General features: G+C 57.9%; 24 protein-coding genes. 6 read left to right on the top strand and 18 right to left on the bottom strand.

Annotated elements, in window-relative coordinates:
- The 4 genes from ACFFUC_RS12000 to rpsL form a co-directional block, all read right to left on the bottom strand.
- Positions 1-83 (bottom strand): GTP-binding protein (locus ACFFUC_RS12000; protein ID WP_236549664.1); only part of this gene is annotated, 83 nt, incomplete at its 3' end.
- Positions 84-148: 65 nt separating this feature from the next.
- A complete protein-coding gene (gene fusA, locus ACFFUC_RS11995; protein WP_377686531.1) occupies positions 149-2,272 on the bottom strand; it encodes an elongation factor G in 2,124 nt (707 codons plus the stop codon).
- Between the two features lie 15 nt (positions 2,273-2,287).
- Positions 2,288-2,758 (bottom strand): 30S ribosomal protein S7, encoded by a 471-nt coding sequence (rpsG, locus tag ACFFUC_RS11990; protein ID WP_377686529.1) that lies wholly within the window; start codon positions 2,756-2,758, stop codon positions 2,288-2,290.
- Between the two features lie 12 nt (positions 2,759-2,770).
- The gene (rpsL, locus tag ACFFUC_RS11985; protein WP_022705687.1) at positions 2,771-3,142 is read right to left on the bottom strand and encodes a 30S ribosomal protein S12; all 372 of its coding nucleotides are present in this window, start codon (positions 3,140-3,142) and stop codon (positions 2,771-2,773) included.
- 446 nt (positions 3,143-3,588) lie between these two features.
- On the opposite strand from rpsL, the gene ACFFUC_RS11980 reads away from it, so the two are divergent.
- Positions 3,589-4,536: a glycosyltransferase family 61 protein gene (locus ACFFUC_RS11980; RefSeq protein WP_377686528.1), complete on the top strand. Its 948-nt coding sequence runs from the start codon at positions 3,589-3,591 to the stop codon at positions 4,534-4,536.
- Between the two features lie 118 nt (positions 4,537-4,654).
- Here the strand turns inward: ACFFUC_RS11980 and rpoC are convergent, their stop codons facing one another.
- The 9 genes from rpoC to ACFFUC_RS11935 all read right to left on the bottom strand — a co-directional run bounded on the left by rpoC (position 4,655) and on the right by ACFFUC_RS11935 (position 17,605).
- Entirely contained in the window at positions 4,655-8,872 is a 4,218-nt protein-coding gene (rpoC, locus tag ACFFUC_RS11975) for a DNA-directed RNA polymerase subunit beta' (RefSeq protein ID WP_377686526.1), read from the bottom strand.
- Between the two features lie 53 nt (positions 8,873-8,925).
- Complete coding sequence (rpoB, locus tag ACFFUC_RS11970; protein WP_377686524.1) at positions 8,926-13,077, bottom strand: DNA-directed RNA polymerase subunit beta; 4,152 nt, start codon at positions 13,075-13,077, stop codon at positions 8,926-8,928.
- A gap of 229 nt (positions 13,078-13,306) precedes the next feature.
- Entirely contained in the window at positions 13,307-13,678 is a 372-nt protein-coding gene (rplL, locus tag ACFFUC_RS11965) for a 50S ribosomal protein L7/L12 (protein WP_377686522.1), read from the bottom strand.
- A 67-nt stretch (positions 13,679-13,745) separates the two neighbouring features.
- Entirely contained in the window at positions 13,746-14,261 is a 516-nt protein-coding gene (rplJ, locus tag ACFFUC_RS11960) for a 50S ribosomal protein L10 (protein ID WP_377686521.1), read from the bottom strand.
- 232 nt (positions 14,262-14,493) lie between these two features.
- The gene (gene rplA / locus ACFFUC_RS11955; RefSeq protein WP_377686519.1) at positions 14,494-15,192 is read right to left on the bottom strand and encodes a 50S ribosomal protein L1; all 699 of its coding nucleotides are present in this window, start codon (positions 15,190-15,192) and stop codon (positions 14,494-14,496) included.
- A gap of 3 nt (positions 15,193-15,195) precedes the next feature.
- A complete protein-coding gene (gene rplK / locus ACFFUC_RS11950) occupies positions 15,196-15,648 on the bottom strand; it encodes a 50S ribosomal protein L11 (RefSeq protein ID WP_377686518.1) in 453 nt (150 codons plus the stop codon).
- 84 nt (positions 15,649-15,732) lie between these two features.
- Positions 15,733-16,272 carry a transcription termination/antitermination protein NusG gene (nusG, locus tag ACFFUC_RS11945; RefSeq protein ID WP_377686516.1) on the bottom strand — a complete coding sequence of 180 codons (540 nt, stop codon included), beginning with the start codon at positions 16,270-16,272 and terminating at the stop codon, positions 15,733-15,735.
- A 167-nt stretch (positions 16,273-16,439) separates the two neighbouring features.
- Positions 16,440-16,634, bottom strand: a complete 195-nt coding sequence (gene secE, locus ACFFUC_RS11940) for a preprotein translocase subunit SecE (RefSeq protein ID WP_377686515.1) — start codon at positions 16,632-16,634, stop codon at positions 16,440-16,442.
- Positions 16,635-16,723: 89 nt separating this feature from the next.
- On the bottom strand, positions 16,724-17,605 hold the full coding sequence (locus tag ACFFUC_RS11935) for a hypothetical protein (protein ID WP_377686514.1): 882 nt from the start codon (positions 17,603-17,605) through the stop codon (positions 16,724-16,726).
- A gap of 324 nt (positions 17,606-17,929) precedes the next feature.
- Here ACFFUC_RS11935 and ACFFUC_RS11930 point away from each other — a divergent pair, with 324 nt between their 5' ends.
- The 4 genes from ACFFUC_RS11930 to ACFFUC_RS11915 all read left to right on the top strand — a co-directional run bounded on the left by ACFFUC_RS11930 (position 17,930) and on the right by ACFFUC_RS11915 (position 21,318).
- Positions 17,930-18,142 carry a hypothetical protein gene (locus ACFFUC_RS11930; protein ID WP_377686512.1) on the top strand — a complete coding sequence of 71 codons (213 nt, stop codon included), beginning with the start codon at positions 17,930-17,932 and terminating at the stop codon, positions 18,140-18,142.
- 19 nt (positions 18,143-18,161) lie between these two features.
- Complete coding sequence (locus ACFFUC_RS11925) at positions 18,162-18,995, top strand: hypothetical protein (protein WP_377686509.1); 834 nt, start codon at positions 18,162-18,164, stop codon at positions 18,993-18,995.
- Positions 18,979-20,394 carry a sulfotransferase family 2 domain-containing protein gene (locus ACFFUC_RS11920; RefSeq protein ID WP_377686507.1) on the top strand — a complete coding sequence of 472 codons (1,416 nt, stop codon included), beginning with the start codon at positions 18,979-18,981 and terminating at the stop codon, positions 20,392-20,394. The genes ACFFUC_RS11925 and ACFFUC_RS11920 overlap by 17 nt, the downstream gene beginning before the upstream one ends.
- A 105-nt stretch (positions 20,395-20,499) precedes the next feature.
- Positions 20,500-21,318 carry a sulfotransferase gene (locus ACFFUC_RS11915; RefSeq protein ID WP_377686505.1) on the top strand — a complete coding sequence of 273 codons (819 nt, stop codon included), beginning with the start codon at positions 20,500-20,502 and terminating at the stop codon, positions 21,316-21,318.
- Positions 21,319-21,833: 515 nt separating this feature from the next.
- On the opposite strand, the gene ACFFUC_RS11910 is transcribed toward ACFFUC_RS11915, so the two are convergent.
- Together ACFFUC_RS11910 and ACFFUC_RS11905 are read right to left on the bottom strand one after the other, a co-directional pair.
- The gene (locus tag ACFFUC_RS11910; RefSeq protein ID WP_377686503.1) at positions 21,834-23,102 is read right to left on the bottom strand and encodes a calcium-binding protein; all 1,269 of its coding nucleotides are present in this window, start codon (positions 23,100-23,102) and stop codon (positions 21,834-21,836) included.
- Between the two features lie 64 nt (positions 23,103-23,166).
- Positions 23,167-23,931, bottom strand: a complete 765-nt coding sequence (locus ACFFUC_RS11905) for an SOS response-associated peptidase family protein (protein ID WP_377686501.1) — start codon at positions 23,929-23,931, stop codon at positions 23,167-23,169.
- On the opposite strand from ACFFUC_RS11905, the gene ACFFUC_RS11900 reads away from it, so the two are divergent.
- Positions 23,930-24,268, top strand: a complete 339-nt coding sequence (locus tag ACFFUC_RS11900) for a thermonuclease family protein (RefSeq protein ID WP_377686498.1) — start codon at positions 23,930-23,932, stop codon at positions 24,266-24,268. The two genes, ACFFUC_RS11905 and ACFFUC_RS11900, sit on opposite strands and share 2 nt — an antisense overlap.
- 118 nt (positions 24,269-24,386) lie before the next feature.
- Here the strand turns inward: ACFFUC_RS11900 and tcmP are convergent, their stop codons facing one another.
- From tcmP to ACFFUC_RS11885, 3 genes are all read right to left on the bottom strand, one after another.
- On the bottom strand, positions 24,387-25,310 hold the full coding sequence (tcmP, locus tag ACFFUC_RS11895; RefSeq protein WP_377686496.1) for a three-Cys-motif partner protein TcmP: 924 nt from the start codon (positions 25,308-25,310) through the stop codon (positions 24,387-24,389).
- Positions 25,311-25,327: 17 nt separating this feature from the next.
- Positions 25,328-26,086: a DUF5131 family protein gene (locus tag ACFFUC_RS11890; RefSeq protein ID WP_377686494.1), complete on the bottom strand. Its 759-nt coding sequence runs from the start codon at positions 26,084-26,086 to the stop codon at positions 25,328-25,330.
- Between the two features lie 99 nt (positions 26,087-26,185).
- Positions 26,186-26,606 (bottom strand): hypothetical protein (locus ACFFUC_RS11885; protein ID WP_377686492.1); only part of this gene is annotated, 421 nt, incomplete at its 5' end.

Below are 26,606 nucleotides of genomic sequence, written 5' to 3'. Positions count from 1 at the left end.
AGCGTCGTCTTGCCGTGGTCAACGTGGCCGATCGTGCCGATGTTGACGTGCGGTTTGTTCCGTTCAAACTTTGCCTTTGCCATAAGCAGGGCTCCTTAAATTCGCGTGATCTGCAAGGGAAAGGCGGGGGTGCGCCCCGCCAAACCGATTAAGCGTATTTCTTCTGGATCTCGTCCGAGATGTTCTGCGGAACGGCATCGTAATGGTCGAACTGCATCGTGAACACTGCACGGCCCGAGGACATCGAGCGCAGGTTGTTGATGTAGCCGAACATGTTCGCCAGCGGGACCATTGCGTCGATGACGTTGGCGTTACCGCGGGTGTCCTGACCACGAACCATGCCGCGACGGCTGGTGAGGTCACCGATGATCGAACCGGTATACTCTTCCGGAGTCACGACTTCGACGCGCATGATCGGCTCGAGCAGTTTTGCACCTGCTTTGCGCAGACCCTCACGCATACCAGCGCGAGCAGCGATTTCGAAGGCGAGAACCGACGAGTCGACATCGTGGAAAGCACCGTCGATCAGAGCGACTTTGAAGTCGATAACCGGGAAGCCTGCCAGCGGACCGGAGTCCATGACCGACTTGATGCCTTTTTCGACGCCGGGGATGTATTCCTTCGGAACAGCACCACCAACGATTTTCGACTCGAACGAGTAGCCTTCGCCCGGCTCGGTGGGCGTGATGACCAGCTTGATACGCGCGAACTGGCCGGTACCACCGGTCTGTTTCTTGTGCGTATAGTCGATCTCGGCTTCGTTCGAGATGGTCTCGCGATAAGCCACCTGCGGCGCACCGATATTCGCCTCGACCTTGAACTCGCGCTTCATGCGGTCGACCAGGATGTCGAGGTGAAGTTCGCCCATGCCCTTCATGATCGTCTGGCCCGATTCGATATCGGTTTCGACGCGGAAGGACGGGTCTTCTGCTGCCAGGCGCTGAAGGGCGAGGCCCATCTTTTCCTGGTCGGCTTTCGACTTGGGCTCGACGGCAATCTCGATCACCGGCTCGGGGAAGGTCATGGTTTCGAGAACCACCGGCTTGGCCGGATCACACAGGGTGTCACCCGTGGTGGTTTCTTTCAGACCTGCCAGAGCGATGATGTCGCCGGCAAAGGCTTCATCGATCTCTTCGCGGTTGATCGCGTGCATCACCATCATACGGCCAACGCGTTCGCGCTTGCCTTTGGTGGCGTTCAGCATCTGGTCGCCTTTTTTCAGCGCGCCCGAATAGATGCGCGTGAAGGTCAGCGAGCCGACGAAGGGGTCGTTCATGATCTTGAACGCAAGCGCCGAGAACGGATCGGAATCCGAAGCCTTGCGCGCGATGTTGCGCGTTTCGGTCTCGTCGTCAGGGGCGAAGCCCATCAGGTCCGGAACGTCGGTCGGAGCCGGCAGGAAGTCGATCACGGCGTTCAGCAGCAGCTGGACACCTTTGTTCTTGAACGCCGAACCAGCCATGACGGGGAAGAACGTCAGCGAGAGCGTACCCTTGCGGATCAGCTTGCGCAGCGTTGCCTCGTCGGGCTCGTTGCCTTCAAGATAGGCTTCCATGGCCGCGTCGTCCATTTCGACGGCGAGCTCGATCATCTTGCCGCGCCATTCGTCGGCCAGATCTTTCAGCTCTTCGCGGATGGGCTGACGGACCCAGGACGCGCCAACGTCCTCGCCCTTCCAGACCCATTCTTCCATCTTGATCAGGTCGATCGCGCCTTCCAGCTTGTCCTCGGCGCCGATCGGCAAAGCGATCGGGCACGGGGTGCCGCCGGTGCGGTCTTTGATCATCTCGACGCACTTGAAGTAGTCCGCGCCGATCTTGTCCATCTTGTTGACGAACACGATCCGCGGCACGCCATAGCGGTCCGCCTGACGCCACACGGTTTCGGTCTGCGGTTCAACGCCGGCGTTACCGTCGAGAAGGCAGATCGCACCATCGAGAACCGCCAGCGAACGTTCAACTTCAATCGTGAAGTCAACGTGGCCGGGGGTGTCGATGATGTTGAACTTGTGACGCTGCTCTTGGTCCACCGTGAACTCGGTGTCCTCGTGCTTTTGCCAGAAGGTCGTGGTGGCAGCGGACGAGATCGTGATCCCGCGCTCTGCTTCCTGTTCCATGAAGTCCATGGTGGACGCACCGTCGTGCGTCTCACCCATTTTGTGGTTCTTACCGGTATAGAACAGGATGCGCTCGGTCGTCGTGGTTTTACCCGCGTCGATGTGAGCCATGATCCCGAAGTTACGGTAACGTTCTAGCGGATATTCGCGTGCCATAAGCGTTCCCTTCGATTACCAGCGGTAATGGCTGAACGCTTTGTTGGCGTCGGCCATCTTGTGGGTGTCTTCGCGCTTCTTGACCGCGGTGCCACGACCATTGACGGCATCGGCCAGCTCACCAGCCAGACGCTCTTCCATGGTGTGTTCGTTGCGGTTTTTCGCAGCGGTGATCAGCCAACGGATGGCCAGAGCCTCGCGACGGGTCGGGCGAACCTCGACCGGAACCTGGTAGGTTGCACCACCAACGCGACGCGAGCGCACTTCGACCGAAGGCTTCACGTTGTCGAGGGCTTCGTGGAAGACTTCGATCGGCTCGCGCTTCAGCTTGCCCTCAACACGCTCGAGCGCGTTGTAGACGATGCGCTCGGCGGTCGATTTCTTACCGTCAACCATCAGGTTGTTCATGAATTTCGTCAGAACCCGATCGCCGTATTTGGCGTCGGGAAGGATTTCGCGTTTTTCAGCGGCGTGACGACGTGACATCTATGCCTCTCCTTACTTCGGACGCTTCGCGCCGTATTTCGAACGACGCTGACGACGATCTTTGACGCCCTGGGTGTCCAGAACACCCCGGAGGATGTGGTAACGGACACCCGGAAGGTCTTTCACGCGGCCGCCACGGATCAGCACGACGCTGTGCTCCTGGAGGTTGTGCTTTTCGCCCGGGATGTAGGAGATGACCTCGAAGCCATTCGTCAGGCGCACTTTCGCGACCTTACGCATAGCGGAGTTCGGTTTCTTCGGCGTGGTGGTGTACACACGCGTGCAGACGCCGCGCTTTTGCGGGCATCCTTGGAGGTGCTGCGATTTCGAGCGCTGCACTTTGGGCTGCCGCGGTTTGCGGATCAGCTGTTGGATCGTCGGCATTCGGTTCCCCGTCTTGCTTTCGTCAATACTCGCAGCCGGATGACTGCGCCACTTCTCGACAGCGTTCTGCACAGATTGCAAAACGCCAAACCCATCCGATTCTCGAAAGAGAATGGACGGGAATTCCAGAAAATCCGGGTAATTAACCCAAACTTTGACCATGTTGGTTCTGGGCCCCGGAACTGAGACTCTCTCCGGGTGATGCGCATATAGAAAGATTCCCGCCCCGAGTCAACAGGAGCAGCCGCCCCCTGCCCCGCCGCCCCCGGGGTCGGGACGGGTCTCGAACCGTGGCGAAACCGCATCCGGCGAGGCCACGCGGCGCGGAGGATACGCAAATTGCGCGACAGGTTGCGCGAACTCGCTATATCTGCGTCCATGCCGGCGGCACAAGCATCGCCCCGACACCAACCGGCCTCGCCGGAAGCCCGCTGCGAAAGAGATCAATGTACCTGCCCTACGGACTTGGAAGCGCCTCCGACCCTGCCGATTACGAATTGCCGCTGACCGCTTACCGCAACGGCACCGTCTATCCCGCCGACGATTACCAGATCCCGCGCGGCCAACCGATGGGCGTGCTCGATCAGGACGCAAGGCCGGTGCGCATCTCGGGGCTCGAACGCTACCGCAACATCCTTCTGGGCGAGCCCGCCGCCAACGGGGAGCCGGTCGCCTTCATCGACGAAGAGGTCATCTTTGCCGGCTATATCTCGCATCATTACGGGCATTTCCTGCTGGAGACCCTCTCGCGGCTCTGGGCCTACAAGGAATCCGAGCTGCGGATCGTCTGGGCGGCGGGCCGCAACCTGACCGAATGGTCGCATAAACTCCTGCGCTTCCTGTCGGTCCCCCACAAACGCCATCTCATCCTGCGCCAACCGACGCGTTTCGCGAAAATCTGGGTTCCGGCGCCGGGCTATATCATCCCCGACCACTTCCACTACCGCCAAAAGGACGCACTCGCGACCGTTCAGGGCAGGCTGGGCGAGGACAAGATCTACCTCACCCGGCAATCCTTCACCGGCGGGTTCTACCATATCGACGGCGAGGCCGAACTGACCGCGCGGCTGCGCGACAAGGGCTGGAAGATCGTCACGCCCGAGGGCCTGCCCATCGCCGAACAGGTCGGATTCTTTGCCAATGCGCGTGTGATCGCGGGGGTCGAAGGATCAGCGCTTCATACCTGCGTGCTGTGCAAGGATATGAAGGCACGGATGCTGACCTTGCGGCGCCCCAAACCCAACCGCAATTACGACACGATCGCGCGCACGATGGGGATCACGCATCAAGGGCTGCCGGCCCATATCGTCGACGATCCGGCCAATCCCAAACGCGCAATGATCGTCGATCCGGCCGCGACCGCTGCCCTGCTCGAGGAACGCGCAGAAAGGTAAGGCGCGAAAGCGCGCCCGTTCCCGAAACCGCATATCGCCGCGCGCCCTTCCCTGCCCGCCGGAAAGGAAAAAGGCCCGGAGTTTCCTCCGGGCCTTCCAGTTCATTCGGACGGAGGGATTACTCCTGATCGTCCGAGAAGACACCTGCCGGCGTCACCACCTCGGGCGCAGCCAATGCGGCGGCGGCTTCGGCTTCGGCGCGGCGAACGCCGATCACCTCGGCATCGCGGTCCGCTGCGATCTTGCGAACGCGGGCGGTCGCGCCACCGGTACCGGCCGGAATCAGGCGGCCGACGATGACGTTCTCTTTCAGGCCGACAAGCTTGTCGCGCTTACCCTGAACAGCGGCTTCGGTCAGCACGCGGGTCGTCTCTTGGAACGACGCGGCCGAGATGAAGCTGCGGGTCTGCAGCGACGCTTTGGTGATCCCGAGCAGGACCGGCTCGCCGGTTGCCGGACGGCCACCACGCGCTTCGATCTTGGCGTTCTCTTCGAAGAATTCGTCACGATCGACGTTTTCACCTTTGAGAAGCGTGGTGTCACCACTGTCGAGGATCTCGATCTTCTGCAGCATCTGCCGCACGATCACCTCGATGTGCTTGTCGTTGATCTTCACGCCCTGCAGACGATAGACGTCCTGCACTTCGTCGATCAGGTAGTCGGCCAAAGCCTCGATACCCATGATGCGCAGGATGTCGTGCGGAGCGGGGTTGCCGTCCATGATGTAGTCACCCTTCTGCACGAAGTCGCCTTCCTGCACCGGGATGTGCTTGCCTTTCGGCACCATGTACTCGACCGCTTCCTGACCTTCGTTCGAAGGCTCGATCGCGATGCGGCGCTTGTTCTTGTAGTCCTTGCCGAAGCGCACATAACCATCGATTTCCGCGATGATTGCGTGATCTTTCGGACGACGGGCTTCGAACAGTTCGGCCACACGCGGCAGACCACCGGTGATGTCCTTGGTCCGGGCGCCTTCGCGCGGAATACGCGCGATAACGTCACCGGCGCGGACATCGGCGCCATCTTCGATCGACAGAACGGCGTCCACCGACATCGGATAGCTGACCGGATTGCCCTGATCGTTGCGGATCGGCTCGCCGTTGGCATCCATCAGGATGACTTCCGGCTTGAGCTCGTTGCCTTTCGGCGCCGAACGCCAATCGGTGACGATCTTCTGGGTCATGCCCGTCGCGTCATCCGTCTCGTCACGCACCGAGATACCGGCGATGAGGTCGACGAACTTCGTGGTACCGGCCTTCTCGGCGATGATCGGCAGGGTATAGGGGTCCCATTCGAACAGCTTCTGGCCGCGGGTCACCGCATCGCCTTCGGCGACAAAGAGCTTCGAGCCGTAGAACAGCTTGTGCGTCGAGAGAACCTCGTCGCCCGCACCCATCACATTGAGCTGCATGTTGCGGCTCATGACGATGAATTCGCCGTTGGCATTGGCCAGAAGGCTCTCGTTCTCGAAGGTGATCTTGCCGTCTTGCGCTGCCGCGATGAACGACTGCTGGCCACCTTGAGCCACGCCGCCGATGTGGAAGGTCCGCATCGTCAGCTGCGTACCCGGTTCACCGATCGACTGTGCGGCGATGATGCCGACAGCTTCACCGATGTTGACCAGCGTACCGCGTGCAAGGTCGCGACCATAGCACAGGGCGCAAACGCCGTCTTCGGCCTCACAGGTCAGAGCCGAGCGGATGCGCACGGTCTGGACATGGGCTTGCTCGATCTCGTCCGCCTTGCGTTCGTCGATGACTTCGCCGGCGCGGACGATGATCGTGTCTTCGCCCGGAACCAGAACGTCATCGGCAGCAACGCGGCCCAGCACGCGCTCGGAGAGCGGGCTGACGACTTCACCGTCGTTGACTGCAGCCGAAGCGGTGATCGCGCGGTCGGTGCCGCAATCATGCTCGCGCACGATGCAGTCCTGGGCGACGTCCACCAGACGGCGGGTCAGGTAACCCGAGTTTGCCGTCTTCAGTGCGGTATCCGACAGACCCTTACGGGCGCCGTGGGTCGAGTTGAAGTATTCAAGAACGGTCAGACCTTCCTTGAAGTTCGAGATGATCGGCGTCTCGATGATCTCGCCGTTCGGCTTGGCCATCAGGCCGCGCATCCCGCCCAGCTGCTTCATCTGCGTGACCGAGCCACGAGCACCGGAGTGCGCCATCATATAGACCGAGTTCGGCTCTTCTTCGGCGCCGTTCGGAGCATAATGCGTGGCCGAGATGGTGTTCATCATCGCCTCGGTGACGCGGTCGTTACATTTCGACCACGCATCGACGACTTTGTTGTACTTCTCGCCCTGGGTGATCAGGCCGTCGAGATACTGCTGCTCGAACTCCTTGACCTGATCCTGGACCTCTTCGACGATGGTCCATTTGTTGTCCGGAACCACCATGTCGTCCTTGCCGAACGAGATGCCGGCACGGAATGCCGAACGGAAGCCGAGACCCATGATCTGGTCACAGAAGATCACCGATTCCTTCTGGCCGCTATAGCGGTAGACGGTGTCGATGACGGACTGGATGTCCTTTTTGCGCAGCAGGCGGTTGACCAGCTCGAACGGTGCTTTCGCATTGCGCGGCAGCAGCGCGCCAAGGCGCAGACGGCCCGGCGTGGTTTCGAAGCGTTTCATCACCTCGTTGCCGTTCTCGTCGATCTGCGGCACGCGGGCCGTGATCTTGGCATGCAGATGCACCTCGTCGGCAGCGAGCGCGTGCTCGACTTCCTCGAGGTTGCGGAAGGCCATGCCTTCGCCCTTCATGCCGTCGCGCTGCATGGTCGTGTAGTAGAGACCAAGGATCATGTCCTGCGAAGGAACGATGATCGGCGCGCCGTTGGCGGGCGACAGAACGTTGTTGGTCGACATCATCAGGACGCGCGCTTCCAGCTGCGCTTCAAGCGACAGCGGGACGTGAACGGCCATCTGGTCACCGTCGAAGTCGGCGTTGAACGCCGCGCAAACCAGCGGGTGAAGCTGGATCGCTTTGCCTTCGATCAGGATCGGCTCGAACGCCTGGATGCCGAGACGGTGCAGCGTGGGCGCACGGTTCAGCAGAACCGGATGCTCGCGGATGACCTCGTCAAGGATATCCCAGACCTCGGGACGCTCTTTTTCGACCAGTTTCTTCGCTTGCTTGACGGTCGAGGACAGGCCCTTCGCTTCAAGACGCGAATAGATGAACGGCTTGAACAGCTCGAGCGCCATTTTCTTCGGCAGACCGCACTGGTGCAGCTTCAGCTCGGGGCCGGTCACGATGACCGAGCGGCCCGAGAAGTCGACGCGCTTGCCCAGAAGGTTCTGACGGAAGCGGCCCTGCTTGCCCTTCAGCATATCCGACAGCGACTTCAGCGGGCGCTTGTTGTTGCCCGTAATGACGCGGCCGCGACGGCCGTTGTCGAACAAAGCGTCAACCGATTCCTGAAGCATACGCTTTTCGTTGCGCACGATGATATCGGGCGCACGAAGCTCGATCAGGCGCTTCAGACGGTTGTTGCGGTTGATGACGCGGCGATAGAGGTCGTTCAGGTCCGAAGTCGCGAAACGGCCGCCATCCAGCGGAACCAGCGGACGCAGTTCCGGCGGGATGACCGGAATCACGGTCATGACCATCCATTCGGGACGGTTGCCCGATTCCAGGAAGCTCTCGACGATCTTCAGGCGTTTGATGATCTTCTTCGGCTTTAGCTCGCCGGTTGCTTCCTTCAGCTCCTCGCGGAGCTGGTCTGCGGTCGCAGCCAGATCGATATTGGCCAGCATTTCGCGGATCGCTTCGGCACCGATATTGGCGGTGAAAGCGTCTGCGCCGAACTGGTCCTGCGCGTCCATATACTCTTCTTCGCCCAGCAGCTGGCCGTAGGAGAGGTCGGTCAGACCCGGTTCGATCACGACGTAGTTCTCGAAGTAGAGAATGCGTTCGAGATCACGCAGGGTCATGTCGAGCATCAGGCCGATGCGCGACGGAAGCGATTTCAGGAACCAGATATGCGCGACCGGAGCGGCGAGCTCGATATGGCCCATGCGCTCGCGACGCACCTTCTGGAGCGTGACTTCAACACCACATTTCTCGCAGACGAGGCCGCGATACTTCATGCGCTTGTATTTGCCGCACAGGCATTCGTAGTCCTTGATCGGACCAAAGATGCGCGCGCAGAACAGGCCGTCACGCTCGGGTTTGAACGTGCGGTAGTTGATGGTTTCCGGCTTTTTCACCTCGCCGAAGGACCAGGCGAGGATCTCTTCGGGGGATGCGAGCGAGATCTTAATCTCGTCGAACTGGCGCGGAGAGGCCAGCGGGTTAAGGGGATTGTTGGCGAGTTCCTGGTTCATTTTCAATTCCTAATGAGTGGCGCGAAGGGAAGGCAGGGTGAGGGCAAAAGCCCTCACTCTTCTTCCTCCGCATCCAGGAGTTCCATGTTGAGGCCCAGACCCCGGACCTCTTTCACCAGCACGTTGAACGACTCGGGGACGCCAGCTTCAAAGTTGTCGTCGCCCTTGACGATCGATTCATAGACCTTGGTGCGGCCTGCAACGTCATCCGACTTCACGGTCAGCATCTCTTGCAGGGTATAGGCGGCGCCGTAAGCTTCCAGAGCCCAGACTTCCATCTCACCCAGACGCTGACCACCGAACTGCGCCTTACCACCCAGCGGCTGCTGCGTAACGAGCGAGTACGGACCGGTCGAGCGAGCGTGCATCTTGTCGTCGACAAGGTGGTGCAGCTTCAGGACGTATTTCATGCCCACGGTGACCGGACGTGCGAATTGCTCGCCCGAACGACCGTCGAACACGATCGACTGGCCCGAAGTGTCGAAACCGGCACGGCGCAGAGCGTCGTTGATGTCGGCCTCTTTCGCACCGTCGAAGACAGGCGTTGCAATCGGAACGCCCGTTTTCACGGCCTCTGCATGCTCGATCAGGCGTGCGTCGTCGATGCCGTCGAAGGTCGAGGCATAGATTTCGTCGCCGTAACCGTTGCGCATCGCGTCACGAACCGGAGTCATATCGCCGTTGCGGCGGTAGTCCTGCAGCGCTTCGTCGATCTTGATGCCCAGACCGCGCGACGCCCAGCCCATGTGGGTTTCGAGGATCTGACCAACGTTCATACGCGACGGAACGCCGAGCGGGTTCATCACGAGGTCGACAGGCGTGCCGTCCGCAAGGAAAGGCATGTCTTCCATCGGGACGACTTTCGAGACGACACCTTTGTTGCCGTGACGACCGGCCATCTTGTCGCCGGCCTGAAGCTTGCGCTTCACCGCGACGAAGACCTTGACCATCTTCATCACGCCCGGAGGCAGGTCGTCGCCCTGACGGACTTTCTCGACCTTGTCTTCGAAGCGTGCTTCGAGGGCCTTGCGCTGTGCGTCGTACTGCTGGTTGAGCGCCTCGACTTCCTTGGCGACATCTTCCTCGCTGACGGCAAGCAGCCACCACTGGCCGCGCGACAGCGTGCCCAGCAGTTCGTCGTCGATGGTCGCGCCGGCTTTGATGCCTTTGGGACCTTTGACAACCGACTTGCCCGAGATCAGCGTCTTCAGACGGGCGTAGATGTTGCGGTCAAGGATCGCCATCTCGTCGTCGCGGTCGCGTGCCAGACGTTCGACTTCTTCACGCTCGATTTGAAGCGCGCGTTCGTCTTTGTCGACGCCGTGACGGTTGAAGACGCGAACTTCGACGATCGTGCCGTAAGCACCCGGCGGCAGGCGCAGCGAGGTATCGCGGACGTCCGACGCTTTTTCACCGAAGATGGCGCGCAGAAGCTTTTCTTCCGGCGTCATCGGGCTTTCGCCCTTCGGCGTGATCTTGCCCACCAGAATGTCGCCCGGGCCGACTTCGGCACCGATATAGACGATACCGGCTTCGTCGAGGTTGCGGAGCGCTTCCTCGCCGACGTTCGGGATGTCGCGGGTGATCTCTTCCGGCCCCAGTTTCGTGTCGCGGGCCGCCACTTCGTATTCGTCGATATGGATCGAGGTGAACACGTCGTCGCGGTGGATACGCTCCGAAATCAGGATCGAGTCTTCGTAGTTGTAGCCGTTCCACGGCATGAAGGCGACGACCACGTTGCGGCCGATTGCCAGTTCGCCCTGATCGGTCGAGGGACCGTCGGCGACGACCTGGCCGGTCACGACGCGCTCGCCCACTTTCACCAGCGGACGCTGGTTGATGGTCGAGGACTGGTTCGAGCGTTTGAACTTGCGCAGACGGTAGATGTCCACGCCCGCATCGCCTGCACCAAGATCTTCGGTCGCACGGATAACGATACGCTGCGCATCGACCTGGTCGATGATGCCGCCGCGACGCGCCATGATCGCCGCACCCGAATCGCGGGCCACGATCGCTTCCATGCCGGTGCCCACGAAAGGAGCCTCGGCGCGCAGAAGCGGCACGGCCTGACGTTGCATGTTCGAGCCCATCAGAGCGCGGTTGGCGTCGTCGTTTTCAAGGAACGGGATCAGAGCCGCAGCAACCGACACCAGCTGTTTGGGCGAAACGTCGATCAGATCGACCGCATCAACCGGGTTCAGCATGAAGTCGCCCGCCTGACGGGTCGAGATCAGCTCGTCGACGAAGTTGCCTTCGGCGTCGAGCGTCGCGTTCGCCTGAGCGACGGTGTGACGCATTTCCTCGGTCGCGGACATATAGACCACGTCATCGGTAACACGGCCTTCGATGACCTTGCGGTAAGGCGTTTCGATGAAACCGTATTTGTTGACGCGGGCGAAGGTCGCGAGCGAGTTGATCAGACCGATGTTCTGGCCTTCCGGCGTTTCGATCGGGCACATCCGGCCGTAGTGGGTCGGGTGAACGTCGCGAACCTCGAAGCCTGCACGCTCGCGCGTCAGACCGCCCGGCCCGAGAGCCGAGAGACGACGCTTGTGCGTCACTTCCGAAAGCGGGTTGGTCTGGTCCATGAACTGCGACAGCTGCGAGGAGCCGAAGAATTCGCGGACAGCCGCAGCCGCCGGTTTCGCGTTGATCAGATCCTGCGGCATGACCGTGTCGATCTCGACCGAGGACATGCGCTCGCGGATCGCGCGCTCCATGCGGAGCAGGCCGACGCGGTACTGGTTTTCCATCAGTTCGCCGACCGAACGCACACGGCGGTTGCCGAGGTGGTCGATGTCGTCGATCTCGCCCTTGCCGTCGCGCAGTTCCACGAGGCCGCGGATACAGGCGATGATGTCCTCGTGACGCAGCGTGCGCTGGGTATCCGGGGCATCGAGGTCGAGACGCATGTTCATCTTCACGCGACCAACGGCCGAAAGGTCGTAGCGCTCGCTATCGAAGAACAGGCTGTCGAACATGGCCGAGGCAGCCTCGACAGTCGGCGGCTCGCCCGGACGCATGACGCGGTAGATGTCCATCAGCGCGCCGTCTCGGCTCATGTTCTTGTCTGCCGCCATCGTGTTGCGGATGTAGGGACCGACGTTGACGTGGTCGATGTCCAGCACCGGAATATCGGTGATGCCGTTGTCGATCAGGACCTTGAGCAGACCGCCCGAGATCTCGCCGTCACGGTCGTATTCGATCGTGATCTCGTCGCCGGCCTCGGCGTAGATCAGACCGGTGTCCTCGTTGATGATGTCTTTCGCGACAAAGCGGCCGACGATGCGCTCGAACGGGATCAGCAGGTTCAGCGGGCCGTCTTTTTCAAGCAGCTGCTTGACCAGACGCGGCGTGACTTTCTCGCCGGCCTTGGTGATGACCTCGCCGGTATCGGCATTGACCAGATCGTAGTTCGGACGGGTGCCGCGCACGCGATCGGGGAAGAAGCGCGTGACCCAACCCGCTTCCTGACCTTTGGTCGCCTTTTGCAGCTTGTAATCGACGGTGTCGTAGAAAGCATCCATGATGCCTTCCTGATCCATGCCGAGCGCGTAAAGCAGCGTCGTCACCGGCAATTTGCGGCGACGGTCGATGCGCGCGAACACGAGATCCTTGGCGTCGAATTCGAAGTCGAGCCACGAGCCGCGATAGGGAATGATGCGGCATGCGAACAGCAGTTTACCCGAAGAGTGGGTCTTGCCGCGGTCGTGGTCGAAGAAGACGCCCGGGCTGCGGTGCATCTGCGACACGACAACACGCTCGGTGCCGTTCACGATGAACGTACCGTTCTGCGTCATCAGGGGCATATCGCCCATGAACACGTCTTGTTCCTTGATGTCCTTGACCGATTTCGCGCCGGTGGTCTCATCCACATCGAACACGATCAGACGCAGCGTCACTTTCAGCGGCGCAGCATAGGTCATGTCGCGAGCCTGGCACTCGTCGACGTCGTATTTCGGCTTTTCGAGCTCGTATTTGACGAATTCGAGCGTGGCCGTCTCGTTGAAATCCTTGATCGGGAAAACCGACTGGAAAACGCCCTGGATACCCTCGCCGTCCTGGTGGCCTACCGCCTCGCCCGAGCGCAGGAAGAGGTCGTAGGACGACTTCTGAACCTCGATGAGGTTCGGCATCTCAAGAACTTCACGGATATTGCCATAGTAACGCCGGATGCGTTTCTGGCCGACATAAGCTTGCGCCATAGGGGGTCATACCTTTCGTCTTTCGCTTGTCCTGCCCGTCGGGTCCCGGTCAGCACAAGGCGGCGAATGAGGGGTGGAGCTCCATTCGTGCCGCGCGTCCCACCGCGAGGCTCCCGAACTCCGAACATGCCCTGAAGGAAGGTCTGAACCAAAACCGCCCTTCAAGACAGGTTCGGCAGGGACCGAGGAACCCCGGACCCTGCCTTATTCACATTGACCTTTAGGTCAATTATTTCAGTTCGACTTTAGCGCCAGCTGCTTCGAGCTTCGCTTTGATGTCTTCAGCTTCTGCTTTAGCAGCTGCTTCTTTGACTTTGCCGCCAGCTTCGACCAGGTCTTTAGCTTCTTTCAGGCCCAGACCGGTGATTGCGCGAACTTCTTTGATCACGTTGATCTTGTTCGCACCAGCGTCGGTCAGAACGACGTCGAATTCGGTCTTTTCTTCAACTGCTTCAGCAGCTGCAGCCGGACCAGCCATCATGACGGCGCCACCAGCAGCCGGCTCGATGCCGTACTCATCCTTCAGGATGGTTTTCAGTTCCTGAGCCTGCAGCAGGGTCAGGCCAACGATTTCTTCGGCGAGTTTCTTAAGATCAGCCATTTTTCCGTTCTCTTATCTAAGTGTTCCAACGTCGAGATTACAAGTCCACGACGGGAATTGGTTTGCCTTATGCAGCCTCACGCTCTTCGAGCGTAGTGAGGATGCCCGCGATGTTCGAAGCAGGTGCGCCAATTGCGCCAGCGATGTTCGAAGCCGGTGCACCGATGCTCGACACGATCTGAGCGATAAGCTCTTCACGCGACGGCATTTGTGCGACAGCTTTGACGCCAGCCGGGTCAAGTGCCGTGTCGCCCATTGCACCGCCGAGGATGACGAACTTGTCGTTACCCTTGGCGTATTTGTCCGCGACCTTGGCAGCAGCTACCGGGTCCTCGGAGAAAGCGAGCACGGTCATACCCGTCAGATAGGTAGCAATGCTTCCGCAAGGCTTCCCGTCCAGGGCAATCTTGGCGAGCCTGTTCTTGGCAACGCGAACGGACCCACCAACTTCACGCATTTGCGCGCGCAGGTCCTGCATTTCGGCAACCGTCATCCCCTCGTAGCGGGCAACCACTACGACGCCAGAGGCTTCAAAGATCTGGCCGAGTTCTTCGACCACTTGCTCTTTTTGCGCTCTATCCACGGTTTCACTCCAAGTATGGGGGTTTCCCCCCGGCTCTCACTATCCTGCACCCCGAGGGGGCCGCAGGTTCGGGTCCGTGACGGTGCCAAGATCACCCGAAACAAGTCGGAAAATGGTCTTGATCCCATCTCAGGAAGGACATTAAGCGGGGAACCCGCACCCTCCGTCTCGGACAGGACGGGGCTTGTCAGCCCCGCCATTTGCCAGGTCTCCCCAGCAAAACTCTTTGCGCTTATTGCGCGACAGACGACGCTAGGTCAAGCGAAACGCCCGGGCCCATGGTCGAGCTGATCGAGACTTTTTTCAGGTAAGTCCCTTTCGCGCCCGAGGGCTTCGCGCGGTTCACCGCATCCACGAATGCGCGGATGTTTTCGGCCAGCTTGGCTTCGTCGAAGCTGACTTTGCCGACGCCTGCATGAACAACACCGGCTTTTTCAGCTTTGAACTGAACTTCGCCGCCTTTTGCCGCTTCGACAGCCGCTTTCACGTCCATCGTGACGGTGCCGACTTTGGGGTTCGGCATCAGGTTGCGCGGGCCGAGGATTTTGCCCAGACGGCCGACCAGCGGCATCATGTCCGGGGTGGCGATGCAGCGATCGAATTCGATCTTGCCCGACTGGATGGTCTCCATCAGGTCTTCCGCACCGACGATCTCGGCACCGGCTGCTTTTGCTTCGTCGGCTTTGGGGCCGCGAGCGAAAACAGCGACGCGAACGAATTTGCCCGTGCCGTTCGGCAGGGTCACGACGCCGCGGACCATCTGGTCTGCGTGACGCGGGTCAACGCCGAGGTTCAGCGCGATTTCGACGGTTTCGTCGAACTTCGCGTGAGCAGCGCCTTTGACCAGAGCAACAGCTTCTTCAACCGAGAGGTTGGCTTTGCCTTCGAATGCGGTCTTCGCAACGGCTTGTTTTTTGGAAATCTTCGCCATGGCTTACCCTTTCACCTCGATACCGATCGAACGGGCGGAACCCAGAATGATCTGCATTGCGGCTTCGACGTCATTGGCCGAAAGGTCTTTCGCCTTGGCTTCTGCGATCTGACGGATCTGAGCGACGGTCACGCTACCTGCAACCAGACGACCCGGCTTTTCCGAGCCGCGAGCGCGGTTGCGCTTGCCGACCGGCTTCAGACCGGCTGCACGCTTCAGAAGGAAGGATGCCGGCGGGGTCTTCAGCTCGAAAGTGAAGGATTTGTCGGCATAATAGGTAATCACCACCGGAGTCGGAACGCCCTGTTCCATCTCTTGGGTACGGGCGTTGAACGCCTTGGTGAATTCCATGATGTTGATGCCGCGCTGGCCCAGTGCGGGGCCGACCGGCGGGGACGGGTTCGCTTGGCCCGCCTTGATTTGCAGCTTGAGGCTGCCGATTACTTTCTTGGCCATTTGGCCCACTCCTTTATCATCATGCCCTTGTGGGAAAACCCGGGGCCCGACTTAGCGGTACGGCTTACGCCTTCCGCGCGACTATCACACGACCTTGGAGATCTGCGTGAATTCCAGCTCGACCGGCGTCGGCCGGCCGAAGATCGACACTGTGACCTTCACGCGGCCAGCAGCATCATCAACCTCTTCCACCGAACCCGAGAACCCTTCGAAGGGACCGTCGGTGACATTGACCTTCTCGCCAACCTCGAAACGGATCAGGTTGCGCGGCGCAACCTCGACACCATCCGCGCCACCGCGGTTGAGGATGCCGTTCACCTCGTCGTCGCGCATCGGCATCGGCCGACCCTGCGCGCCAAGGAAACCGGTCACGCGGTTGATCGAGTTCACGAGGTGGTAGGTGCGATCCGACAGTTCCATGTGCACCAGCACATAGCCCGGCATGAAGCGACGCTCGGAGGTCACTTTCTTGCCGCGACGAATCTCGATCACCTCTTCGGTGGGGACCAGAACTTCGTCAATCTGCTCTTCCAGCCCCTTTTCGGCAGCTGCAAGACGAATCGCCTCGGCGACCTTCTTCTCGAAGTTGGACAGAACACTGACCGAATACCAACGCTTTGCCATGCTTCGATCAACCCCTGTTTCTTGCCGGAGCCTGCTGATCGGCCCCAAATTCTCGACAACCCATGCCCGAAGGCAAAATTGAAATCGGCGCGCACGAGCGAATCGTTGCACGCCGGCGATCGGGCTGTTTGGCGGGATTTACCGTCAAAGGCCCGAAATGGCAAGCCCTAGGACCCGACGGCACCCAGAATTGCACCAAGACCCGTACGAATGCCGAAGTCCACCATGAAGAAGAAAAGCGAACAGATCGTCGCCATGATCAAGACCATGATCGTGGTCGTGACGACCTCGCGGCGGGTCGGCCAAGTGATCTTGCTGATTTCGGCGCGGACCTGGCCGATGAACTGGACGGGATTCGTCATGGATTTCCCTTTGGCTTTGCAGCGCGTCAAATAACCCGAGTGCACCGCCTTTTCAACCCGCCTGTGACGATGAGGCACAATTGCCCTGCTCAGGGCGCGAGAAACTCGACCCCCGTCATGGCACGCAAAGCGGCGAGGTCGGCGGCATAGGCCTCGGCCGAGCGGCGGTATTCGTCATCCTCGAGCAGGCGCAGCCCCGCGCGATCGCCGGTTTTCGGGAATTTGCGCCAGGCCTCGCGCACGAGACTGCGCAGATCGGCATCGCTGTCTTCCATGGCGCGCGCGATCAGCCAGTCATAGGCCATCTGCGTCAGCCCCATATTGGCGGGCGGCGGTTCGGGGATCGCGGGAACAAGCTCGGGCGTCAAAAGCCGCGCGAGGATCTGCGGCCGCAAAGCGCCGTAATCCTCGTAGCGCCAGAGCACCAGCCGCGAGACCCCCTCGACCCCCAGCAGACGCTCTGCCAGCTCGCTCCAGCTGAGCGCGGCGACATCTCGGCCGCAAAGATAGTCACGGATATCGAGCTCGTGCCCGCGCGTGATCTGGAGAGAGAAAGCCGAGACCATGAAAGACGCCGGATCGCGCACCGAAAGCGCAACCGTCACGTCCTTGGCACCCGTCAGCGCGATGATGCGCTGCAGTCGGGGCGCCGCCAAGGGATAGATCCGGCCCTTGCGGTCGAACAGCCCCATGCGATTCGTCCCGCCCAGAAGGTTCTCGTCCGAAACCAGAAGATGGGGAAAATCGGCTTGGGCCTGATGGAGGACCGCGCTCGCGCGTTGGGCCTTGGCATGGCCCTGCGGCCCCTTGGCCCCCACCCCGTCGACCAACGGACACAGATCGGTGCGCAGCAGATCGGGTCCGGCATAATAAATCCCGGCCTCGGCCAAAGTCTCGACTGCGAGCTGCAAGGATTTCTGGAGATGGGTGGTGGCGGTCTTATGCGCCCCAAGATGCAATATCAGCGCCATGGTCGCGAAAGCCCGAACATCTTGGAAGAAGATTTGCGGCTGGCAGGGGCAGAGGGACTCGAACCCACGACCCTCGGTTTTGGAGACCACCCCTACGGCTGATATGACGAAACTAAATCGCCAACTGCTCTAATTTGGTCCACACGAAAGCAATAACTTGTGTCGGAACTTCCAACCGCGCGCGGGCCTACCCATCGAGGAGGAATGAGCGGATCGCGTGACGTAAAGCCAACACCGAAAAAGCTTCAGGAAACGACCATCAGGAGCATATATATAGTGATCAACATGCGGTCGGTCAGCGGTCGGGTAGCAAAGGACAGCCAGATGGAGCAAATTCAAGATGAGCTTCCGTCGCTTGCCGCGACGGATTGCCACGACAGCCCAAACCCATTAAACGCACTCGTTCAAGATAGCTTGGTCGCTGCTTCCTGTGCACAGGCTGCGGGCTTTGATGGGTTTGCTCAAGCGTTGCGGCAGGTTGCACATGATGAGCTCGCCGCCCAACATTCACGCGGGTTAGCAGACACTAATAATTAGGGTTCGACGAGGAATAGGTATGAGCTTCGCGTCACGCCTTTCGGCCAGAGCACAGCGCCCCACATCCTCGGCCCTCGTTCCGATAGCCGCAAGCCAGCTGCCATCGCTGGAGCGTGAGTACGAGATCCATTTTGGGGTGCACGACGTCTTTCCCACGCTGATCGAAGAGGTCAGCCAAAGCCTGACCGACGACCTGCGCAAGAGCGGTACCCACGTGGTCTCTCCCACAGAGTTCCGCCGCACAATGCGCTCCGGTATTGTAGGCGCGAAGTCAGGCGAGCATGTCAAACACATCAGTGAGGTCTCACTACCAGCTCACTCACGCAAAGTAGTAATTTCAGCACATGGGATTCTTTGCGATAAGGCTACAGTCTTTAGCACCTCCGGTCTTTACGCAAACGTCGGACCCGCAGTGGATGGACTAAGCCAGTTCTTTGCGGGCTGCCGAGTATCGCTACATTTGGGGCTTGTTCCTCAGCATAGCTTTTCCGCGGTTGCGGATGGTGGCACCCTCGATGGGAAGTCTATTTCTTGGCTGCCCCTCATCGAAAAAGTAGCTAAGACCTTTCCGAAGGCTCCGTTGACGCTTTGGGTGATTGAGCGCCCCACCGAAGACGCAATTCCGTTTGTTGAGGACTTGTTGGGAATTGACATATCAGAGCACCAAAGGCGCATGATCGAAAGCATCGCTATCGATCAAAGAGTCGCTGCAGCAAAGTCCCCACCACGCAACCCGTTGAGTGTCGATTCCATTCACTTGGACGAGGTCTTTCATAACGACATGAACACGGCAAAGCATATCAGCTCTGTAGTTTTCGGAACCGATCGAGCAATAGATGAATTTTCTCTTTAACGATCATAAGATTGTCTTCATTCACCTCACGAAAAATGCCGGATCCTCGGTCCGCTCGGCATTTTCTGGTCCACACACTGGGCCAGTGGCAGGAGAAGTTCCGGAAGAATGGCAGCATCTTCCATCGTTCACGGTTATTCGCAACCCTTTTGATCGCTTTCTCTCGGCAGTCAACATGTTTCGGTTCGGGACCGAAAACGTGGACAGCGATGACTATTACAGCAAGCCTCGCATTCCGGATCTCACACCGTCAATTGCGCTTGACATCCTAGAAAACAGGACGATTCCCTTTGATCGTTCTGTCAGATACGCCGAAGCCAATCTTAAGCATCACCTTTGGCCCCAAACCGCCCCCTTCAACTGCATCCAGTTCGCAAAGGTCAAGTTGCGCCAAGAGAACCTCGAAGAAGAGTTCGATGCATACGTTTCCCAGCTTGGAATAAAAGTCACCTTGCCGACAGTTCGATCAGCAAAAGCAACCCGCCCGATCTTCAGAAAGAATGACCTTTCTCCTTCAGAGGTCAGCAGGATCCGCCACATCTTTAAAGACGATTTCGATTTACTCGGATATCTTGACGAACCCTCCGCTGGTTATGGGTTTGACGAAAAAAGATCAAAAGAACTGTTTCTTGATGCCGAGCGCAGTATTCGCAGCGAGTGGCCCCAGTATTTCCAAATTTCTTTCCTCGAGAACCAAGGCGCTAACCTACCAAATCCGCAGTGTAATCTGGATGGCTTTGCGAATAGCGTAATTTACGGGAAACAAACCAAAGTATGGGCGGGCCGGACGAAAAACATCGTCGAGCACTTTCGACAGCTTGAGCCAGAGTTCGGTGGAAAGAAACGCATATCTCATCTACTAGCATGCGTGATCGTTGCCCTGCGCCGGGATCCGAGCTCGTCAACTGCTAATACTTTATTCCATAGAATTACGGAGAACTTTGGCCAGACGATCGCAGAGGATATGAACTCACGATGGCTTACCTCCGTCTGCGATACTTTTGTGGATATTGCTACAAATGATCTTGACCGCACTTTGGGTCTGACTGGAACGTTGTTTGCCAATACAATAAAACTTGTCGAAACCAAGATAAAGGCTTTCCATCCGAAGCGGCCTTGGCCGCCGAAGGAGAGAACGGGCAGCCCAACCACCCTCTATGACGGCGTTATCCCATTCTGGATTGAAGGAGGGGATGCTATTGATAACCTATTCGGGAGAGTTGAGAGATCACTTAAAGTGAAATCGCCCGCGGCGCCTTTCGTTCAGGAGCTAATCAATCGTGCCATTGAAAATGACACGGCTCTCGGCAGCATGATGAGCTTTGCAGGAAACAAGAACCCTCCACTCGCCGACAAAGCTAAAATAGCGCTCCTAAGGAAAACTCTAGACACTCTTTAGCGCGTCTGACCTGGATGCAGGCCCGCGCAACGCAACTCGATTCTGTCCACTAACGCTAGATAATGCAATGACAGAACACCCTCACCTTACCTACAAGGATGCGCCATGACCCTCCCTAAAATTCTCTGCATTGGCGCTCAGAAAGCAGGCACCTCTTGGCTCCATGAAAACCTATCAGATAACCCATGTGTGTGGACAACTCCGTTTAAGGAGTTGCATTTTTTTGACCATAAGTTCCTACCTGAAAACAGAAGCTGGACGCCTTGGCACGTCAAGAGCAGCGTCAGAAAAGCAAAAAAGCTAGTGGACTCAAACGACCAAGATTACCTCTCCTATCTTGATAGCCTGACTGAGGCCCCCATGCTAAACGGAAACTGGTACAAACGCGTCTTTTCTCGCTGTAGCCCTGATCGCATTGGCATTGATATCACACCAGAGTACTGCGGCATTCCCGCGGAAGGCATCGAGTTTGTCAAAAAGTTCTTAGGCGCTGACGTCCGCATTATTTATATAATTAGATCCCCTATTCAGCGGGCCCTATCACAAATTGCCATGAACATCAGTAGGCACAAACCCGACCTGAAGAGCTTGGATGACTGGATCAGGGAGGCATCGAAGCCTGAGGTGTTCGAGCGGGGCGATTACTTTTCTCACGTTCAACGCTGGGATGCGCAAATGGACGCCAAAAGCATCCTTTACCTTCCTTTCGGCGATATCGCTCGAGATCCCTTAGATTTCCTTCGTCGCATTGAGACTTTCGCGGATATCCAGAAAGGAAAATACCCAAAGGCAACTAAAGTAGTCTTCAAAGGAACCAGGGTAGATTTCCCAGATAGCGTCATAAGCTTTCTTCAGGAAAAGCTCCACAAACAGAGCCGCTTCATAGAAGAGCGCTTTGGCTCCAGCTTTTCGAAAAACACCTAGGAGTGAACCATGCCAACCTCAGTTTTTGTTACAACAGAAGCTAATCGCGCCTCACTAACATTCGAAAGAAAAGCTGGCAGCTTAAACGAAAGCCATCTTGACTTTATCAAACACCTTGAGACATTGGGTAAGGCCTATTCACACGTTTTGTCCGAATACGAAATTAATTTTTCGTCGACCGCAATAGCGACAAAGAGCCAGTTAGCCCTGATGCTCGAGGCCCGCGCACACATAGAGAATGCGATAGAGGCACTCAACCGAGGAGTCTAGGCGTTCGCCACGACGGTCAGCGCCCATACCCACAGTCATCAGACAATCATCGATCGGACTGGACATCGCTCCAAGCCTTAGACTTCGGTCGCCATCTCACCAGCATTTAATCTGTGAACTCTAAGATTTGACGCGTAGGCCATGAAGCGGTGACTTCAAAGAAGCTTAACAATCCGACGAGAAAATATCGAAAGCCTAAATAGCTCAATGCGACGCACCGAGCTATTTATCTCCCAATCAGGGCCTCAAAGCAAGAAGTCGGTGGCCGTTACGGATGTCACGTTGGCGACAAAAATCTCAAAATCGGCGACCTTATCTCCATTGATGTCCCCGCGAACGATCACACCTCCATTCGCGGAGCCATACCAAACACCGTTAGCGATTGCAGTCGCACCACCAAACAGAAAATTTTGATTGCCTGCCACGCTTACGTTGGAATCGAGTGTCGTCAACTCGATTACATCTACGCCATGCTGAAAGTCCTGAATTACATCACGCTGCGCACCTACCTTTGAGTGAATCAGGGCTGAAAAGACAAAGGTATCTCGACTAGCGTCGTTCCCTCCCCACAATACATCACGCCCGGCTCCTCCAATCAATCGATCAGATCCAGCTCCCCCGTTAAGGGTGTCATTGCCGGCATTGCCGTACAATGTATCATTTCCCGTTTGGCCGTAAACCAAATCGTTTCCATCCCCACCCCATATCAGGTCGTTACCGCCGTTTCCGCGGACCAAATCGTCATTTAGCCCTGATGCTATCAAGTCACCGCCTGCTGTGCCCGCCACATATGCGGCTAAGTCCGAAGGGTCACGGTCTCCCCAGTTATGGTCTGGATTTTCTCCAACGTAATAATCGTGGATAACCTCCCCACCATCGGGCGTGTAGCCAGCCGGCACGAAGTTGAAAGGATTTTGATATCTCACATCGGGCAAAGACGAAAAGTTGGGAACCGAATCTAAAAAATGCGACTCTTGATTCCCATCATTCCCGGTCGCCCCCCCGTCGCCGGTCATATCTACGCGAGCCCCTTCTAGTGCATAGAATATATGCCCTGCCCCAGTATCAATGAGAAGCCACTGCTGAGGCAACGCTCCAGGATCATTGTGATCCCCATTATAAGACACTATCCGAACGTTACTCGGAAGATTGTTAAAATCCAAATCAACACCATTGATCTGGATTTTATCCTGAGTCGGGTCAAAATCTTCAAACCGCCCAACAACGGTGTTTCTAACGTTTCCGAGGTTTGTAAAGTTAAAAACATCAGCCCCCTTCCCCGACCGAACGTGGTGGCCATGAGAGAAGCTCGTAATTAATTCAAAGCCCAGATTCCTAATATGATTGACGACAGCACCTCCATATTCCCCATCTGCATAGAGGTGCTTTTGTTCTTTTCCGTTGGTCGCGATGCTTGTTTCAGTACGGGTAGTAGCCATAAAAACCATCCCATTGATGCGTTGCGCACTCAATCCTACGAACACACCCCAGATTTCGTCAACACCCCAACGCATCCGAGGGGTTCATTAAGGAGATCTTTTGCAGTTAATTTTTATCAAGCTGCTGAGATCGTTTTCGTCATGCGCACCTAGATCTCGGCTTGCTAGGGCCTAATGCGCACTCCCTTTCGTCTGAACAATGAACAAATGACACGCGCCTAGCCAGATAGCTTTCAAACCGCGACGTCATGCTTTCGCGTTGCGCGCTGACAGCACAGCAAACGAACAACTTCAATTCTTGTAGACCCATTCGCACCTCATCATCTGCTGCCGATCGATTTTCCGCATTCGGCGAACCGGTCAGGAAGCCGAACAGATCCTCCACCGTTGCACCGTCCTTGACCTTGCGCACCGAGGTCCAGCCCTGCGTCTGGATGCCCGCGAAGAAAATCGGCCGCCCATCGACGGGTGCGAACCAGACGGGCTTGTGATCAGCCCCTGGCTCGGAAAACCGCACAACTGGCACGAGACAGCGATGGTCCGGCCCGAGCCAACGCCGCCAATGCGGGCTGCTGGTGTTGCAGATATTGGTCACGCCCGGATCGCGGGTGGTCTTGAGGTACATCGGCGGGGTCGGCATGCCCCATCGGGCCCGCGCGACCGCCGGCCCATCGCCGTCATGCCGGATGATCGGCGCGGTGCGGTCGGGATAGACGTCCTCCGGCCACGGCTCGTTGCCGGTCAGATCGCGCAGCGGCTCGCGAAAGAGCTGCGCGACGAGATCGGCCGATTTCGCGGTCTGGTAAAGGTTGCACATGCTACCGAGGCTCGCGAGTCGAGACGATTCGAGCCAGCTTCCATGCGTTAACTGGACGGATACGTGCCTGTGATAGACCTCTGCCATGATCCTTTCACTCGCCACCATTATCATCACCGGTGCCGTCGCTATCGACGGTGACACGATCCGGCTCGACAGCCCGGGGAAAAACCTGCGGCTGCGCATCGGGGGCATCAATGCGCCCGAGATCAAAGAGTCGGGAGGGGCTGAGGCGAGCCGCGCACTATCGCGGCTGGTCGCTGACGAAACCCTGCGCTGTGACGTGAGGGATGTCGATCATTACGGCATGCCGGTCGTGCACTGCGCCACCGAACGCATTCCGGACATCGCCTGCGAAATGGTGAGACAGAGCCATGCAAGGGACTGGCCGCGGTACAGCAAGGGCGCGTATGCGGACTGTTGATTGAGGCGGCCGTCCCATCTGGCAGATATAACGGCGGCGTCGGCATGCCCTACCGAGCGCGTGCGACCGCGAAACCATCGCCGTCTGACCGAAAGGTCCACACCCTCAGACACCGGCCTTAGCGATCCTTACGCTTGCGAGGCACGCTCACCTTTTCGCCTAGCTTTAGAATATGCTCCGCTATCGGCAATCCGCGAGCGTTGCCGCTCGCCCATATCAGATAATAAAGTGGCGTACCTTTAGTATTTCGCACCAAGCTTGGCGCAGCCACGCTACTGAAAATACCACGAAGATTATCAACATAGAGCCTTAAAAGCCTTCCGGCGGCATCATCGTGCTTGAACTGCTCTGCACCAAATAGGCCTTCGATCTCCCCATACGCCGCATCGCGCCAACTAGGTCCACCAAAGCAAAGATCCAACTGCGAGACCCACTTCTCTGGGTTTGCGCCATCTCTTTTGATTTGTCGATTTATTGCCATGGCGAGAGGGAAATTCAAGATCACATCAAACTTCCCGGTGGAAGCGAGAGCTTCCAGAGTTTGCCAATGAAGATGAGGACCGTATGGATCCAAGAACGCAACGCCGCGCCAAGACGGGTTCACGAACTTAGAAGCAATATCTTGGACGACCTTGTTAGCCTCGTCCTGGATTACCTTGACTTCACTGTCAGCAAACGGTTCCGCAAGCTTGTTCAGATCCGCAACCCTCTTGGGATCAAGATCAATGAATCTATAATGATCAAACCTCCGCTCGAGCCCCAATGCTCGCAAAGGTGATCCTTTTATATAGGCCTCGACCTGCCTCTGATCGTCTTCGGTCATCTGCCCCGACGAAAACATATCCAGATCATCGGTCGAAGAGTCGCCTGCACCCTCTCTTACCTTTACCATTCCGGCACCGGCAAAGGCATCGATATAGAAAAGCTTGAAGCGTTGCTTTTTCATAACCTGCATATAGGAGTTCAAATAACTCTCAAGTGCGTCGAGCTTTTGATTCGCCCAAGGCCCAACTGTTTTTTCTACATGCGATTTTTTTGCCAAGGCCAGCCTATGTTAAGTCAGCTCCTCAGAGCCTCAAGAATCGAATTGGGGACTATCTGCCAAGGAAAGCCGTTCCATTCTTCTCCGTCAAGAGTTCGACCTCCCGATTTTGGTCTAGCCCCTCCCCACTGCTTGAAGAAGAAGGCGACAGAATCTCGCTCACACATGAGTCTAATTTCGGTTGCCCAAGCCCCATCCATCGGTCGGGCCCCAGGACCACTCTCTCCACCCACAATTGCCCAAGCCACACCTCGAAGGTCAATCTCACCGACCGGCGCGAGTAAAGGCTCGAAAGAAATAAAGAGAGCATCAGACTTGATCTGCTTTAGGTGCTCTATCCGACTCTTGTGAGCACCATCCTCTACGGAGACCCCGAGCCATATGTGGGACGGAACCTTTCCCGCTCCGTAGCGCCGCCGAGTGTAGTTTCGCATCAACGAACTACGTTTTGTAAGGACTTGATAGACATGCCAGTCCGCAGCTTCCATTGCGTCAAAAACTTGATCGACAAACTCGATGGGAATCTCTTTCTGGAAAAGGTCGCTCATCGAGTTAACGAAGATCATCCGCGGCCTTTTCCAAGCTCTCGGCTGCTTCAGTCGCGCCGGCCAAAGTCGCAAATCAAACCCGAACTCATACGGATGATCAGGCACACCGCGCCAACGCTCCGCAAATCGCTCAGCGTAGCAGTTGTCACAACCGGCCCCGACTTTGATGCAGCCGGCGACAGGATTCCACGTCGCGTCGGTCCATTCGATCTGGGTTTTTTGCGCCATGCCGGCCTCCTGTTTTACATGTCATATCATGGCATGCGTGCCTCGCGAATCCCCAGATTGCCCCTATCTATCGTGATTCTTCACAGCAGCATCTCCGCGTCAGCTTCTATGCCGTCCCGCTGCCTCGCGCAGTTTCGCCTGCGCCAGATTGCCCAGCACTTCTTTGTGCGCATCCAGCCCGATCACCGCATCCGGAACGCTGATCTGCACATGCTTGAGGATCTCGGCCACCGCCGCCTGTCCGCCAAAGCCGCGCTCGAGCGCCAGCCGCGCGCCGTTGAGCAGGGCCGATTGAAGCGCCTCGCGGTGGCGGGCCTCGATGTCGATGCCCCATTTGCGCCGCGCGGTGTTGGCGGCCCAGCCAATCAGCGAGGCCAGCAGGATCCCGATGATTTCCAGAATATGCGGCAGCAGCGCCGCTTTGATAATGTCCATGATTGTTGATTTCCGTCGAGACGTGACCCGGTAGACGGGATAATTTTCATTGAGAATTGACCCATGTGACCCTTCTCCCAACGCA

Source organism: Paracoccus cavernae, from assembly GCF_042430175.1.
Taxonomy (GTDB): domain Bacteria; phylum Pseudomonadota; class Alphaproteobacteria; order Rhodobacterales; family Rhodobacteraceae; genus Paracoccus; species Paracoccus cavernae.
Note: the sequence above shows the minus strand (reverse complement) of the source record. Positions and strands in the feature narration are given on the sequence as shown.